The organism is Akkermansia sp. N21169 (genome assembly GCF_029854675.1).
GTDB lineage: Bacteria > Verrucomicrobiota > Verrucomicrobiia > Verrucomicrobiales > Akkermansiaceae > Akkermansia.
Map to the genome: position 1 here is coordinate 64,759 of NZ_JARWNC010000037.1, position 14,843 is coordinate 79,601.

The 14,843-nt window shown below is 52.4% G+C and carries 11 protein-coding genes; 1 reads left to right on the forward strand and 10 read right to left on the reverse strand.

Annotation, left to right across the window (positions count from 1 at the left end):
• Positions 1-60 precede the first annotated feature (60 nt).
• The 10 genes from QET40_RS06065 to QET40_RS06110 all read right to left on the reverse strand — a co-directional run bounded on the left by QET40_RS06065 (position 61) and on the right by QET40_RS06110 (position 13,449).
• Positions 61-2,130: a glycoside hydrolase family 3 C-terminal domain-containing protein gene (locus tag QET40_RS06065; RefSeq protein WP_345783058.1), complete on the reverse strand. Its 2,070-nt coding sequence runs from the start codon at positions 2,128-2,130 to the stop codon at positions 61-63.
• 145 nt (positions 2,131-2,275) lie between these two features.
• Complete coding sequence (locus tag QET40_RS06070) at positions 2,276-3,241, reverse strand: hypothetical protein (protein WP_280126281.1); 966 nt, start codon at positions 3,239-3,241, stop codon at positions 2,276-2,278.
• 4 nt (positions 3,242-3,245) lie between these two features.
• A complete protein-coding gene (locus QET40_RS06075; RefSeq protein ID WP_280126282.1) occupies positions 3,246-4,376 on the reverse strand; it encodes a radical SAM protein in 1,131 nt (376 codons plus the stop codon).
• Positions 4,377-4,987: 611 nt separating this feature from the next.
• Positions 4,988-6,808 carry an aspartate--tRNA ligase gene (gene aspS, locus QET40_RS06080; protein ID WP_280126283.1) on the reverse strand — a complete coding sequence of 607 codons (1,821 nt, stop codon included), beginning with the start codon at positions 6,806-6,808 and terminating at the stop codon, positions 4,988-4,990.
• 42 nt (positions 6,809-6,850) lie between these two features.
• Positions 6,851-8,122, reverse strand: coding sequence for a histidine--tRNA ligase (hisS, locus tag QET40_RS06085; RefSeq protein WP_280126284.1), 1,272 nt, complete (start codon positions 8,120-8,122; stop codon positions 6,851-6,853).
• A gap of 133 nt (positions 8,123-8,255) precedes the next feature.
• A complete protein-coding gene (locus QET40_RS06090) occupies positions 8,256-9,698 on the reverse strand; it encodes an efflux transporter outer membrane subunit (RefSeq protein ID WP_280126285.1) in 1,443 nt (480 codons plus the stop codon).
• Positions 9,695-11,236 carry an MFS transporter gene (locus tag QET40_RS06095; RefSeq protein ID WP_280126286.1) on the reverse strand — a complete coding sequence of 514 codons (1,542 nt, stop codon included), beginning with the start codon at positions 11,234-11,236 and terminating at the stop codon, positions 9,695-9,697. The genes QET40_RS06090 and QET40_RS06095 overlap by 4 nt, the downstream gene beginning before the upstream one ends.
• 30 nt (positions 11,237-11,266) lie before the next feature.
• Complete coding sequence (locus QET40_RS06100; RefSeq protein ID WP_280126287.1) at positions 11,267-12,277, reverse strand: HlyD family secretion protein; 1,011 nt, start codon at positions 12,275-12,277, stop codon at positions 11,267-11,269.
• The gene (locus QET40_RS06105; protein ID WP_280126288.1) at positions 12,274-12,891 is read right to left on the reverse strand and encodes a TetR/AcrR family transcriptional regulator; all 618 of its coding nucleotides are present in this window, start codon (positions 12,889-12,891) and stop codon (positions 12,274-12,276) included. Before QET40_RS06105 ends, QET40_RS06100 begins: the two co-directional genes overlap by 4 nt.
• Positions 12,892-12,972: 81 nt before the next feature.
• A complete protein-coding gene (locus tag QET40_RS06110; protein ID WP_280126289.1) occupies positions 12,973-13,449 on the reverse strand; it encodes a hypothetical protein in 477 nt (158 codons plus the stop codon).
• 163 nt (positions 13,450-13,612) lie between these two features.
• Here QET40_RS06110 and QET40_RS06115 point away from each other — a divergent pair, with 163 nt between their 5' ends.
• On the forward strand, positions 13,613-14,842 hold the full coding sequence (locus tag QET40_RS06115; protein ID WP_280126290.1) for a PA14 domain-containing protein: 1,230 nt from the start codon (positions 13,613-13,615) through the stop codon (positions 14,840-14,842).
• Position 14,843 lies beyond the last annotated feature (1 nt).

Sequence of the window (14,843 nt, forward strand, 5' to 3'; positions counted from 1 at the left end):
CCGGCGAGGCGGCCCTGCCCTTTTGTCGTACTTTCTCTGTTCGGAAACAGAAAGATTGAATTACCGGCCTACTTGAATGCTCTTTCTTACAGACGAGGCATCACGGGACGAATTACCGAGGATCAATTCAAATCGACCTCCCTCCAGCGTCCAGGTCTTCTCCTTGTCGTCGTAATAGGAAAAAGCGTCCTTGCCTAGTTCCATGATTACCTCACGGCTTTCACCCGGCTTCAGAAAAACCTTGCAAAACCCCTTGAGTTCCTTCTCCGGACGAAGCACCGACGACTCCTCGTCATGTACGTAAAGCTGGACAACCTCTGCACCGGAAACCGCCCCGGTGTTCGTCACCTTGCAAGTGACCTTGACCGGTTCGTCGACACCGTAGGCATCCTTGTCCGTCTTCAATCCGTCGATTTTGAATGTCGTATAGGAAAGTCCGTGTCCGAACGGGAAGCGTGGCGAGATCTTCTTGGTATCCAGCCAACGGTAACCGACAAGGATATCCTCCTTGTATTCCTCCTTGCCATCCTTGCCGGGATAGCAAAGCTCGTCGTAAGAATGGGCGCCTATGTCCGTCAATTTTACCGGAAAGGACATCGGGAGCTTGCCGGACGGGTTCACCTTGCCGGAAAGGATATTCGCCAAGGCGTTTCCTGCCTGGGAACCGCCATACCACCCTTGCACCAGAGCCGGGACTTGATCAATCCACGGAGTCTCCACGGCATTGCCGGAAATGAGAATGACCGCCGTTTTCGGGTTTGCTGCCACAAGTGCTTCGATCAATTCATTCTGATAGTACGGCAGGGCATAACCTCTACGGTCGGCCCCTTCGCTGTCCTGCCCTCCGTTCTTGTTCAATCCTCCGAAGAAAAACACGACATCGGCTCCGGCAACTGCCTTCACCGCATCGTTGCGGAGTTTTTCCGTATCCTTGCCATTGGAAGCATAACCCGGGACATAGTCGACCTGACTTTTCGGGAAAGCCTTTTTGATTCCGTCCAGAGGAGATATCTCTTCCTTGACCTTGAGTTCGGAGCTGCCGCCGCCTTCAGTCATTTTTCTCACGGCATTCTCACCGACGACAACAATTTTTCCCACCTTGCCGGGATCAGCAGGAAGCAGATGACCGTCGTTCTTCAACAGCACAATACCTTCTTCGGCAATCTTCCGCGAAGCATCGGCATGTTCATCGGTAGCAAAACTGCCCCAGGGACGGTTCGGATTCAACGCCGTCCGATAAGCAAGCCGCAGGATGCGGCGCACTTTGTCATCGACGACCGACTCTTTGATTTCACCCTTCCTGACGGCTTCCAGCATGGGGGTACCCATAAAGTTTTTATTGGGATCCGTACTCGTTCCCATTTCGATGTCCAGCCCGTTTTCCGCCGCCTTTTTCGTATTGTGGGTCGCTCCCCAGTCACTGATCACGACACCGTCGAACTTCCAGTCTCCCTTGAGAATTTTGTTCAGGAAGAGGTCGTTTTCACAGCAGTAATCACCGCGGAATCGGTTGTATGCCCCCATAATCGCCCAGGCTCCTCCCTTAGTGACGGCAGCCTTAAAGGCGGGGAGATAGATTTCATTCAGGGCTCGGTCACTTACCTGAACGTCAATACCGCTGCGGTGGGTTTCCTGATTGTTCAAGGCATAGTGTTTGACGCAGGCGGCAATTCCGAATTTCTGTGCTTCCCGGATATATGGAACGACCATGACGGAGGACAGGAAAGGGTCTTCTCCCATATATTCAAAGTTTCTGCCATTCAAAGGAGTACGATAGATATTGACCCCCGGACCAAGCAAGACATCCTTTTTACGGTAGCGGGTTTCCGCTCCAATAGATTTCCCGTACAAGGCAGACATGTCGGGGTTGAAAGTGGCCGCCAGACAAGTCAAAGCCGGAAAAGCGGTACATTTGTCATTCGTCCATCCGGCACGTCCGAAATTGTGCCAGTTTGTTTCCGCACGCATACCGTGCGGACCGTCGTTCATCCAAAGCTCCGTAATGCCGAGGCGTGGGACACCGGGACTGCTGAAGGTAGCCTGACCATGGCACATGGCTACTTTTTCTTCCAGAGTCATCCGCGAAAGAGCGTCCTGGATTCTCTCCTCCACCGGTTTGGATTCATCCATGTAAACGGGCTTTTCCTGAGCCAGTGCCAAACCGGAAACGACCAGGGCGGCTCCGGCAAGGGCATTTCGGCTCCATGTTGTCAAATGCTTCTTCTTCATAATGTCGATAGAATAGAAATTATACGCCCATTTCCAAATGGGTCTTTCAGGAATTTGGGGGATTCCCGGCTTTCCATGCTTTATTCCAATCGTGAACACATGTTCGTCCATCCCCTATATCGACAAAATCCATCACCCAGAAATTGGGTTGCCTCCCCCACCTCGCCTGAATTCGCCGAATCCGCTCCTGTAGAACACCTGCAGCATTGATTGTTTCTGCTGTCGCTCGCGAAGGACGGAAAGCCGATACCAGGTGATTAACGATGAGAAAACGGTTTTTCTCTCTTCCCCGCCCGGGAGCATCGTCCATGGCGTCCGCGGATTTATTCTTCCACGGAGTTTCCACACAATGTTCCCAAACGGGCATCGGCCATTGTCCGACACCATCCGGCCTGTCCGTCAGCATCACCAAGCGTTTTCCTTGAGCTCTCATTTCGCCCAAAGTAGGCCATGACCCGTTCACTGGCAGGACGGTACAGAAATCAGAGACGCCGGCTTCTCCCGCAACTTTACGGATAGATGCATTCGGGACGTAGGATTCCAAAATCAGCGTTACAATCGCCCTCGGATTGTTTCGCAAATACTCCCCCACCATTCCGAAAGCCCTCCGCAGAGGAATCGCACCGGGAAAGGATGCCGTTTCATTGCCATGGCGCAAGACAAGTTCTTCCCCCTGAAGCCATACATCCCACATCTGAGCGTGGATTCCGGCTTGGAGCTGAGAGGGGATATTCCAGTTCTGATTGGGACATACCCAGCCATCCATTCCATTGCTCATGGCATTGTGCGAACAGAGCCAGACAACCTTGTCATAAGGCATGGCATCCGGCAAATCCAGAGGAGAAGGCCAATCTGCGTCAAGCCCCTGTAATTGCAAAGGTTCAGCTGGTAGCTTCGAATCAATCGGCCATTTGACTCCCATCCAGAAGATCAAACCTACAATTCCAGGAATAACGAGTGACATCCCCCAGCGCCTCAAACATTTCCGCATCCATGTAGAGTTGCTGTCCATTCTGTTAACCCTCCTTAAGATTCCCGTAAAATAGATTGATAAACAATGGGTTCTTCTCTTCCCATAAAATTCCGCCTACACGATCGGCTACCTTCATGGATAGGCGTTCGTGGAAGCACATGAAGGGTGATACTTCGTCCAGCCTGCCCGTCGAAGCATAGTTGGAGCAACCACACCAGTTGACGCAACGTTCCTTTACAGGGCAGCTTTGGCAGGTTTCCGTCCTATTGCCACGGCTCATGATGATGGACAGTCTCCGTGCTATATCAAAACCAGTAAAGACATTGCCGAAGCAAAGTTCTTCCCGATCGTCGTCGCCCACAAGACGTTCGCAGGGGTAGAAATTGCCATTGACCGAGACAGTGAGTTCCGTTTCGCCCATCTTGCAATGATCCTTTTCGTGGTACCCACCGCAAAGGTGAGTCTTGATCTTGGAGTCGATCACGTTAATCCTACGTGGAGTTCCTTCGCGAAACCAATTGAGCCAGAGCTCGCCCATGTGATCAAACTCCCGGTTCATCGTCGAGCAGGCCTCCTCGGACCAATCTGCTGAAAAGTTACAGTTCACCACAATTCCGTAGGGAGAAATACCGCCCAGAAAACGTACGGATTCCGATAGATAACCAACCTGTCGCGGATCCACCACCATAATTATCTCCGCCCAATCGCCGGATAACTCCTTGACGTACTCCAAACCTTGCAGGCAATCCCCGTGGCTCTTTTCCCCACTGGCATACTTGCGCCAAGTATTGTGCATGGCAGCACAACCATCCAGAGACAAACCAAGGTGGTACTTGTGCCTATGGAGCCATGCGCTCTTATCCGGGGTAACCAGAGTCAAATTCGTCGTCAGCGTATGTCGCATGTGGATACCCAGTTGTTCGGCACACTGGCTGGCATAGTCGTCACAGCGTCGCAATAGATCCCATTCAAGGAGGGGTTCTCCCCCGAAAAAACCTAGAATCATCTTCGGTTCCCTGCCCGTTTTTCCCGCCTGAGCCAAAGTTTCGACCATCCCCAGATCAATGGCTCGCCGCGCTACATCCCATTCCATAGCACGGGCAAACTTGCGGCCTGCGTAGCAATAGCCACACCGCAAGTTGCAATCACGTGTCAGGCAAAGGGTCAAATACATGGAATCATGATTGATGGGACTGTTACTCCTGAGAATTGACGGCCATATCCTTGGCTTTCATGACTTTTCCGGTTTGGGGAACGGCATGAAGAAGCCAAATGACTTCATTGACTACTCGCTCAATTCACAGGCCGACGTCAAGGATGGATAGTGTGATTTTTTGTGGGTGTTTAGATATCGAATCTTTATCATGATTCAATTGGACGATGATTGTTGATCCTTACAGTCAGGCTGTAGTGGATCAGAGCGAACCTTACCCATTAATCGAATGGGGGGGTGCCTAGGTATTCCCTCGGAATCAGCAGAATTTCCGTCAGATTGACCGGGAGAAAGAGGAGGTACTCCCGGAAGACCCAGGCTTTTTTCCTGCTGAGAGCATCCCATAAAAGAAGAAGCCAGCAACACTGTTAATGCACTTTTGGACAATGAATTCCAAGCGGGATAGGAAGGTTGATCATTATCGCCATGGCGAATTCCAGATTTCATTCTGTCTCCTATCTACAAGAACAATTCTATCCGCGCAAGCCAACGTTTTAAAATCATCAAGATACACAAGAGCCGTCCCCGGGTATCCGGAAACGGCTCAGGCGTTCAAGATTGGCAAAAAAGCCTCAGGCTTCCTTGTGCTGCTGCTCCTTCAGGAGCTTTTCAGGCAGTTTAACCTGAATGTGAATATCGCGTAGTTGCTTGAAGTCTACCGTCGCTGGGGAATCGCTCATCAGGTCGGCACCGCGGTTGTTCTTCGGGAAGGCAATCACTTCACGAATCGACTCAGCTCCGCAGATCATCATCACCAGGCGGTCAAGACCGAGGGCGAGACCACCGTGGGGAGGCGCACCATAGGAGAATGCGGAAAGAATGTGACCGAACTGTTCCGTTGCTTGTTCTTCCGTAATTCCGAGAGCGCGGAACATAGCCGCCTGGAGATCGCGTTCGTGGATACGAATGGAACCGCCGCCAAGTTCGACGCCATTGAGAACAACGTCGTAGGCCTGGGCGCGGAGTTCCGTACTGAGTTCTCCCTTGAGGAGTTTTTCCTCGTCTTCCTTGACAGGACGCGTAAAGGGATGGTGGATGGCCGCCCAGCGCTGTTCTTCTTCGTCCCAGCCGAGAAGCGGGAATTCAATCACCCAAAGGAAATTGCGTTCCGTGTTGCCTTTGAGGATTTCCATGAAATCGGCACACTGGAGGCGAACGCGACCGAGGATATTGCAAGACTGTTCCCAGTCTCCGGCGGCAAAGAGGACAAGATCGCCCGTTTCGATATTCAGGCGTTCCGTCAGAGCCTTGATTTCATCTTCGGAAAGGAACTTCGTAATCGGACTCTTCCAGCCGTCTTCGCGTACTTTGATGTAGGCCAACCCTTTGGCTCCGGCTTCCATGGCCGTCTTTGTAAGGGAATCAATCTGACCGACGGAGGGATTGGAAAATCCCTTGGCATTGATCGCCTTAACAACTCCGCCATTCTTGACGGCACCGGAAAACACCTTGAATCCGCTTGACGTGAAAATGTCGGACACGTCCGTCAACTTCATGTCGAAACGGCATTCCGGTTTATCGGAACCGTATTGATCCATCGCTTCCTTCCACGTCATGCGGGGGAACGGAGTGGGAATGTCAACGCCGATGGCTTCCTTGTAAGCTCGTTTGAGAGCGCCTTCCGTCAAGGCATAAATGTCTTCGGGAGTAATGAACGAGGCTTCGATGTCGATCTGGGTAAACTCCGGCTGGCGGTCGGCGCGCAAATCTTCGTCGCGGAAACAACGGGCAATCTGGAAATAACGTTCCATCCCCGCAACCATCAGCAACTGCTTGTACTGCTGGGGAGCCTGGGGCAGAGCATAAAATTTACCGGGGGACAGGCGGGAGGGTACCAGGAAGTCGCGTGCGCCTTCGGGCGTAGACTTGGAAAGGACGGGAGTCTCAATTTCAAGGAATCCTGCTTCATCCAGATAGTCTCGCATGGACTTGGTAGCACGGTGACGGATCATCATGTTGCGGGCCATCTCCGGACGGCGCAAGTCAAGATAGCGGTACTTGAGGCGGATGTCTTCGTTGGAAACCGTACGATCCAGCTGGAAAGGCAAAACTTCGGACTTGTTGATCACGTTCAGGGAGGTGGCCGTCACTTCGATAGCCCCCGTCGGCAGATCGTCGTTCGTCGTATCGACGGTATCCGTTTTGAGACGTTCGATCACCTTGCCGGTGATTTGGATCATGTCTTCGGAACGGAGGGATTGGGACGCCTTGGCTGCTTCCGCATTCATGTCGGGATGGAACACCACTTGGGTGATGCCGGAGCGATCGCGAAGATCGATGAAAATCACGCCCCCGTGGTCGCGGACGGAATCCACCCAGCCGATCAGGGTGACATCGGTTCCCACGTCGGACAGGCGCAGATCATTGCATGTATGGGTACGGTAACTGTTCATATCAGTAAATTTTTTGGGGGAGTATGTAAAAATGAAGGAGGATTAGCGGTCTAAAAGCCCGGAAAGGATATCCAGGAGTTCGTCTGCCGGAACGGTCTGAGCCGAACGGTCGGCCATGTTCTTGAGTTCGATTGAGGGGTAATCCCGTCCGATCACGATGGCGTATTTGGCTCCGGAACGCTCGGCCCGCTGGAACTGGGCTCCCATCTTCGTCCGAGATAAAGGCATATCGACGCGGTAGCCGAGGTCACGCAAGGCGGAGGCAAGGGACAGCACTTCGCGGCGGCGGGAATCATCCGCCTGCAGGACATACAAGTCGCAACCGGACGAAGCAATACTTGCATCCATCAACGCCTTGGCATGCGGAGTTTGTTCAATCAGGTGGGTAATCACCGCATCCCCCATGGCAAAACCGGTGGCGGGCATGTCCACCGCATTGTCGGACAAACCGGCAATCAAGGCATCGTAGCGACCGCCTCCGGCCACAGCACGAAGCGTGCGGGAAGAATCGAAAATCTCGAATACAAGACCAGTATAGTACGCAAGCCCGCGGACGATGGAAAGATCCAGTTTGACATATGCTTCCAGTCCTCTGTCCGTCAGATCCGCCACCAATTCGTCGTAGCGGGGAGAAACTCCGGCTGGAGGGTTCCCGATGAAGGAGACCAATTCGTTGCGTTGAATACCGAAAGCGTCCAATTTAGCTTGGCATTCTTCCGGGCGGTCCCGCTCAAATTTATCCACCACGCCAAGGAAAGCAGGCACATCCTCTTCGGCAACATGATGATCGGCAGCAAAGCGCAGCCATGCTTCCCGGTCGGACACGCGAACGATAAAGTCCCCTTCCCTGAAACCGAGTTCGCGCATGCAATCAATAGCCAGGGAAATCAATTCGCTGTCAGCCCCGCATCCGGCTTCACCCAGAATGTCGGCATTGAACTGATAGAATTCGCGCATGCGTCCCTTCTGAGGCTTTTCGTAACGGAAGCAGGAACCGATTTCGAACCACTTCAAGGGCTTGGGATATTCCCTCTGGTAACCGGCAGCTATTCTACCCAGGGAAGCAGTCAGTTCCGGGCGTAGTGTGATGTCGCGTTCCCCCTGATCCTGAAAGCGGAACAACTGGGTAGGCAACTCTCCGCCCGTCTTTTTCAAATAAAGTTCAGTTGCCTCGACCATCGGAGCTTCCCATTCGCAAAATCCATACCTGCGCGCCACATGCCGCCACGTATCGAACAAATAATTGCGAACAGCGCATTCCGCAGGAGCAAAATCGCGGAATCCCGGCAATGGTTGGAAACGTGCGTCTGGCATAGTGATCAATACGATAAGTTCAAACGTAAGGACGAAAAACTTACAGCATTTTCAGCCAATGGCAAGTGCATGTTTCCGAGAAAATCCTGTTCCATGTTGGAAAAACGCAAAGGAAGAAAACAAGGCACGCCCGTCATGGCCGTTTTTCAGCAGGTCGTTTCCAGCCTCCGCCAAGCGCTTTGCAGAATTTGACGATGGCATTGAGTCGCATGCGAGAAGCATCTGCCATGTCCAATTCTCCACTCAAAAGGTTGCGGTGCGTATCCAATGTATCCATGAGACCGACATACCCGGCTTCATATTGCTTGGAAGCAATATCCCAGCTGCGACGAAGATATTCCACCTCGTTTCTGGTCGATTCGTAAATTTCCGCACTTTTGCGCCGTTCTACCAAAGCATCCCGGATTTCCCGGAAGGCATTCAGGACAGCCTGTTCATAGGCGGCTTCCGTAGCGGCATAGTCAGCCTCCGCCATTTGGACGACAGCCCTCTTTCTTCCTCCGTCGAACAAGGTTTGCATCACGCTTCCACCGGCATCGAACAGGCGTGATGGCTGGTTGAGCAGACGGTTCAGATCCGTACTGAGCTGCCCCATGGATCCCGTCAGCATCAGAGACGGCAACCGATCCGCCTTGGCTGCTTCTTTTCCGTAAAAGGCCGATTTCAGACGAGACTCCAACTCGCAAATATCCGGTCTCCTCTCAATGACATCGCTGGGAATGTTCGACGGTATGGAAGGAGGGGAGGACAGAAGGGACGGATTCCCTCCTCTCCGACTACTTCCTTTCATAATCTTTCGGGGACTATCCCCGACAAGAACAGCTAAAACGCTTTCCGCCCTGGAAAGTTCATTTTCTGCCAAATGGAGCTGGGCCAAAGTCTTGGAACGTTCCGCCTGTACACGCCTCAGGGCCAATTCAGGGTACTGCCCCTGCTGGAAACGTTTTTCATACATGGAACACGTTTGTTCATAGGAAGCATGAACGTTTTTGATGATCCGGCATTTTTCTTCCCATGCCCTGACGTCGATATAAGCTGAAGCCACTTCCCCAGTCAGGCGAAGAAATACGGCATCCCGTGCCTCGGCCGAGGCCAGTAATTCCGCATTTGCCGCCTCGGATCGTGAACGCAGCTTCCCCCATAAATCGACTTCGTACGATAAAATCCCCGACATTTCCCAGACATCCCTTCCCCGGTACGACAAATTCTGTGAATAGCTCTGTCCCTGAGTCAGCTCCTGCTTTTTCGCTCCGGCTTGAAATCCGGCCTGAGGAGCCAGAGACGCTCCGGTCTCGGCAGACATGGCCGCCGCACGGTCAACCAATGCAGCCGCACGAATCAAATCCCGGTTACACGCCAGAGCCTGTTCCTCCAGCCGTTCAAGTACCGGGTCGTGGAAAATACGCCACCATCCGGTCCCGACGGGAGAATTGGCAACCTTGTCCCCCTGCTCCGGCGAACCGGTCGGCAACTCCATCGCAGGTCGTTCAAACACAGCCGGTACCCTGCAGGAACCCAGCAACAGGCAGGTCCCCGCAAAGAGCGGAATCAAAAGATGGATAGATCTCTGAATCATGAATTGCTCGTTCGTTCCTGGTTGACTTTGATGCAAAACAACGCAAATAAAATACCCGCCGCCCCAACCATCATGGCACATAAATAAAAGTAATCGGCTGAAAACACCTGGCTTTGCAAGGAAACGGCTTTTTGTACCATGGCATGAACCTCCGAATGAATTTCAGAAGGTGTGGCACCAGTCGTTGCAAAATGATCCTGCCACTGGTCCAGCGTAGAAAGCGTTCCGGGAGCATCGTCGCGGGTTCGTTCAGCGACGGTAAACCTGTAATCTTCCCTCATGTGGGCGAGCACTGTACTCACACTGCTGACATACATGGCTATAAACACATAGCGCAACGTATTCAGCAACCTCGACGAAGAGGCAAGCAAACGGGGATGGACTCCCCTCAGGGCAAGAGGCGTCCCCACATTGATGCAAAACGCATACCCGATGCCGAATACGCCCAAAGGCCATGCCACGTCCATCCACGAACAGCCGGAATTCAGACGGGCCAGGAAAAAAGCAGAACTGCCCAACCCCATCAATCCAGCCATCATACCCACCCTCAGGGCAAGTACGCCCCGGTGCAGAAGAGGGAGAACGATGATTGCTCCCGCAAAAAAACCGGCCACGAGAATCATGAAGACACATGCGATCATGAATGGGTCATAATTCATCACATTGCGCATAAACTGAACGGTGCCGGACCTCAACCAGCATACGCAAAATATGTTGCACAAAGACGCCAGCAGCCCGAAAGAAAACCTCCAGTTGCCCAGGATCCGGAAATCCAGCAACGGGCTTGAATGATTCATGCAGGAAATGACAACCAGAACAATCGCACAAAATCCCCCATACATCCACACCAGAACATTCGGGGCCGTCCATCCGTCGATTTCACCGTAAATGATCACCATGAGGATGCACATGCACCCCATTCCCAAAGCCAGAAACGAAAACCAGTCGAATTTTCCGTTTTTAGGCACTTTCTGGTTGGGAACCAGAAGAGTCGTCAGAATAGCCAGAACCATGGAAATCAGTCCCACCATGACAAAGAGCCCCCTCCAGTTCCAGTATTGAACGAGTATACACCCCACGATGGGACTGACACAGGAAATAGCTCCAATGGAACACAGTCTCAGTTCCATGGCCAGTTTGCGCGATTCTTGAGGCAGGGCGGCATTGATCAAACCCGTTCCGTAGGCAAGAGCCAGTCCCCCGCCTATCCCTTGCAAAAACCTGGCTCCGATCATGATCATGAAATGGTCGGCAACCAAAGCAGCCAAAGAACCTCCAGCAACCAGGAGAAGGGCCAGCCTCAATGCTCGCCTCAACCCAATGCGGGACCACAAATAGGCGGCTCCCGTAAACGACAATGCCGTCCCAAGCGGACAAGCTGCCCCCGACCACGACACATCCAGCGTACCGACGACAAACGTCCCCGACAAATCAGGCGTTGCCGCTACAATACATCCCATGTTCAAAAATGGCAGAACAGAGCATACGAAAGCCATCGCCACGAGAATCCGTACATGCAGACGAGGTACTTTTTCCATGGAAACCGGATTGCTCATGTGTTCTCGTGATCAAAAATCGATTTTGGCCGTGCCCTGCATCCCCGGCCTGAAGACGACATCCGACGTATCGTCCGGTAAACTCACTTTAATCGGAAATCTCTGCATCACTTTGGTGAAGTAGCCGCTGACATTCTCGGTCGAAATCAGGGAAAACGTCGCACATGTTGCGGCGCCGATCTCATAGACTTTCCCATGGAAGATCTTGCCGGAATACCCGTCCAACGTAAACTGGACATCCTGCCCCACATGGATACGGCCTATTTTCGTTTCCTCCACACGGATGTTGAGCCAGATATCGCGGTTGTTTACGATGGAAAAGAGCTTTTGTCCGACACTTACCAATTCCCCGTTATTGACCAGCTTGCGCGCAACAATGCCTTCCACGGGTGATTTGATAATACATTCCTCGCACAAGACTTCCAGTTCCTGCAATTCAGCCTTGGCGGATTCCAGTTCCGCCAGCGCGGAACGCTTTTCCTCTTCACGGTATCCCTCGATCTTCAAACCCAGATTCTGCTGTTCCGCCTTTTCCAGAGCCTGGGCTGCCAGATAAGCGGCCCGGACGGCATCACGGTCCGCGGAACTAATCCCGGCATGGTCGCGTACAAGTTTTTCAATGCGTTCATAATCGCGGCGGGCATGTTCCAGATTGGAAGAAGCCTGGACCGTCTTGGCTCGCTGGGACTCGATTTCCTGCGGTCTGAATCCCGTCATCATCTCATCGTAACGGGCTTGTTTCAAAGCAACCTTCGAATGGGCAGCCATCAGGCGGGCACGGATACTCCTTTCATCCAGATGGGCGAGAATTTGCCCGATTTTGACAGAATCGCCTTCCTCTACATCCACGCTCACCACACGTTCCGCAAGTTTGGAACCGACGGAAACAATACTCGCCTCCACCCGTGAATCGTTCGTCGATAAAAAATGACCTTCGCGGAAATGCCAAATACCCCATGCGATACCTCCCGCAGCGACCAATGCCATGCTGCCCAGAGAAATAGCCTTCAAATGTTTGCTCATTTCGCGTCGGCCTTTGTATCGGAAGAATAGGCATGCACAAACACCTCAATCATCCATTTCATGGACTTCATTTTCACCTTCCAGACTTTTTCATCGTCATTCAGACAGTACATGAGCATGTATCCGTGCAGGGTGTTGACAAATGCCTGCACCATCGTACCGGTATCTCCGGCTTTTACCTGTCCTCGCTCCTGCATGGCGGACAAGTAGTCGAACAGGAAATCATATAGTTCCCGCGAATTCCTCAGATAATCGTCTCCGTTTGTATCTACGGAATCCAATGCACTCAAATACGCACGGAAGGCGTTCCTTTTGCTTTTCGTCGCCTCGAAATACAATTGAGCCGCAAGGTGAAGGTCTCGATCAAGATTCCAGGTCCTCTTCCGTTCGAATTCCTCCTTCAATTCGCTGGCGTACTCCCTGTACTTGATGATGGCATCCAACAGGGATTTCTTCGTGGCAAAATACCGGAAAACCGTTTTTTCGCAAATCCCGGCCTTTTCCCCGACCTCCTGTACGCTGACCCGGTGGAATCCCCTTTCGCTCATCAACTCAATTGCAGCCTCCACAATCTTACGTTGCGTATTCCGCTGGGTTGGGGACATTTGTTCCATATATGTCTGTCAGTCTAACGGACATTTTTGAGCAGTCAATCCTCTATGTTTCTGCAGCCAGGTTTCCTTCTGGCAGCATTCTTATTTCGACAAATAATTGGCCGAATTGCCGAAACTACCCAGCAACGAACCCGCTGCCGACAGTTTTCCCGCCCGTGCCTGCACGTTTCCCTCCCATGCAGCCAACCGCCCCTGATGCCTCAGTTCCTGAGCCTTGAGTAACGACTGCCTCGCCTGATCGCGGATTTCCGTTTCCAGCCTGTTAGCTACGGCTTGTTCCCTGACGGCCACCGAACCTTCGGTCGCCAAACCGCTTTTCCCCGCATCGGCATGCAGCTGTCCCATAGCCAAGGCAGCATTGTCCCTGAGCCGGGAGGTATTTTCCCGCTGTTCGTCCATGGTCAAGCGCGACTGTCCGGACAAATTCTCTTCATTGGCTCGTCCAATGGCCTTTGCTGTTTTTGCTCCCTGATACTGTGAAAGCGCCGATGCCGCGCCTCCCGCCAACTGTGATGCCGCTACTACCGCAGCAGTAGCGCTTATTGGTTCAAATCCCATGCGCAAAAACATACTTACCCTTCTCCGGGATTTCATCACGCCTGATACGTGATGAAATCCCGGAAGGCGGGAAAGCGTTTTCTCGTTTTACTCCTTGATGTACGGCACTAAATTTCATATCTTTAAATTGATCTTTTTCTTTTCTATGAGTCTCCACATCAGTATGACGGAGGACGCTGACAAGGCGTACCGTTCCCAAAAAACGCGTAATTTCCTTGCGGCCCTGTTCACAGCTTTGCTAGCCACCGTTCTTTTCGGTCTTCTCCTATACGCAGTCGTTATTGTCATCGCCGAACCGGACAAACCGGAAGTCGTCGCCTATGTTGCATCCAATGAGGACGGGCCCCCCACCGATTCTCCCGTAACGCCCGAGCGAATCACGACCCGTCCGGTGGCATCCGTCCAGAACCACGCCAGCATCATTACCTCCAACTCTGTCAGCGATGTTGCCATAGCTTCGGTCGACATTGATACGCCCGATATCTCGGATCTGGGGCAAAGTCTTGAACTCGGCGTGGACTTCGGTGCCGGAGTCGGAGATGACCTCGGAGCGGAAGGGGGAGGATTCGGCAGTGACTCTCCCGGAGGGAGTTCTCTGGTTGGTACATTCTACGACCTCAAGCAAACATCTTCCGGCCAACCGCTTAAAATTACGGACGGAGAGCACTATGCTATCATGAAAAAATTCGTCGATTCCGGATGGAGGGAAAGCACATTGTCGAGATACTTCAAGGCCCCCAAGAAACTTTATAATTCCCACATCTTCATTTCCCATCGAAGCGCCAATGAAGCTCCTAAAGCTTACGGTTGCGAAGACAAGGTCAAACCCAGTCACTGGATCGCTATCTACAGAGGAAAAGTCGTAGCGCCCAAATCCGGTACATTCCGTTTTGTCGGCATGGCTGACGATACGATCACCGTTCGCTTCAACGGCAAGGAAGTCTTCGATCATGGGTATTCCTATGCGTCTCTCGGGCTATATATGGCCAATGGAAAAAACTTCAAGGTCATGGACGGTACGACGAAAAACGATGTCCTAAAAAGACAAATTCAACGTTCCGGTGTTTATAAAATTCCGGTGACTTTCTACAAGTATAAAACCATGGGGCACTACAATACGCGGCTCAACGGCATGGCTGCCGGAGCGGAATTCACGGTAACGGCCAATGAAGTCTATCCTATTGAAATTCTGATTTCCGAAGTTCCCGGCGGCGGTTTTTCAGCGTTTCTGCTGCTCGAAGAAATAGGAACCAAGGATATGAAGAAAGACAAAGAAGGAAACCCGATCCTGCCTCTGTTCCGTACAAATTACGCCCTGCCCGACCCCGCTTCCAATAAAGGGATCCGCCCTCCATTCGACCCGATCGGCATCGTTTGGCCCTGCGTCAGGTAAT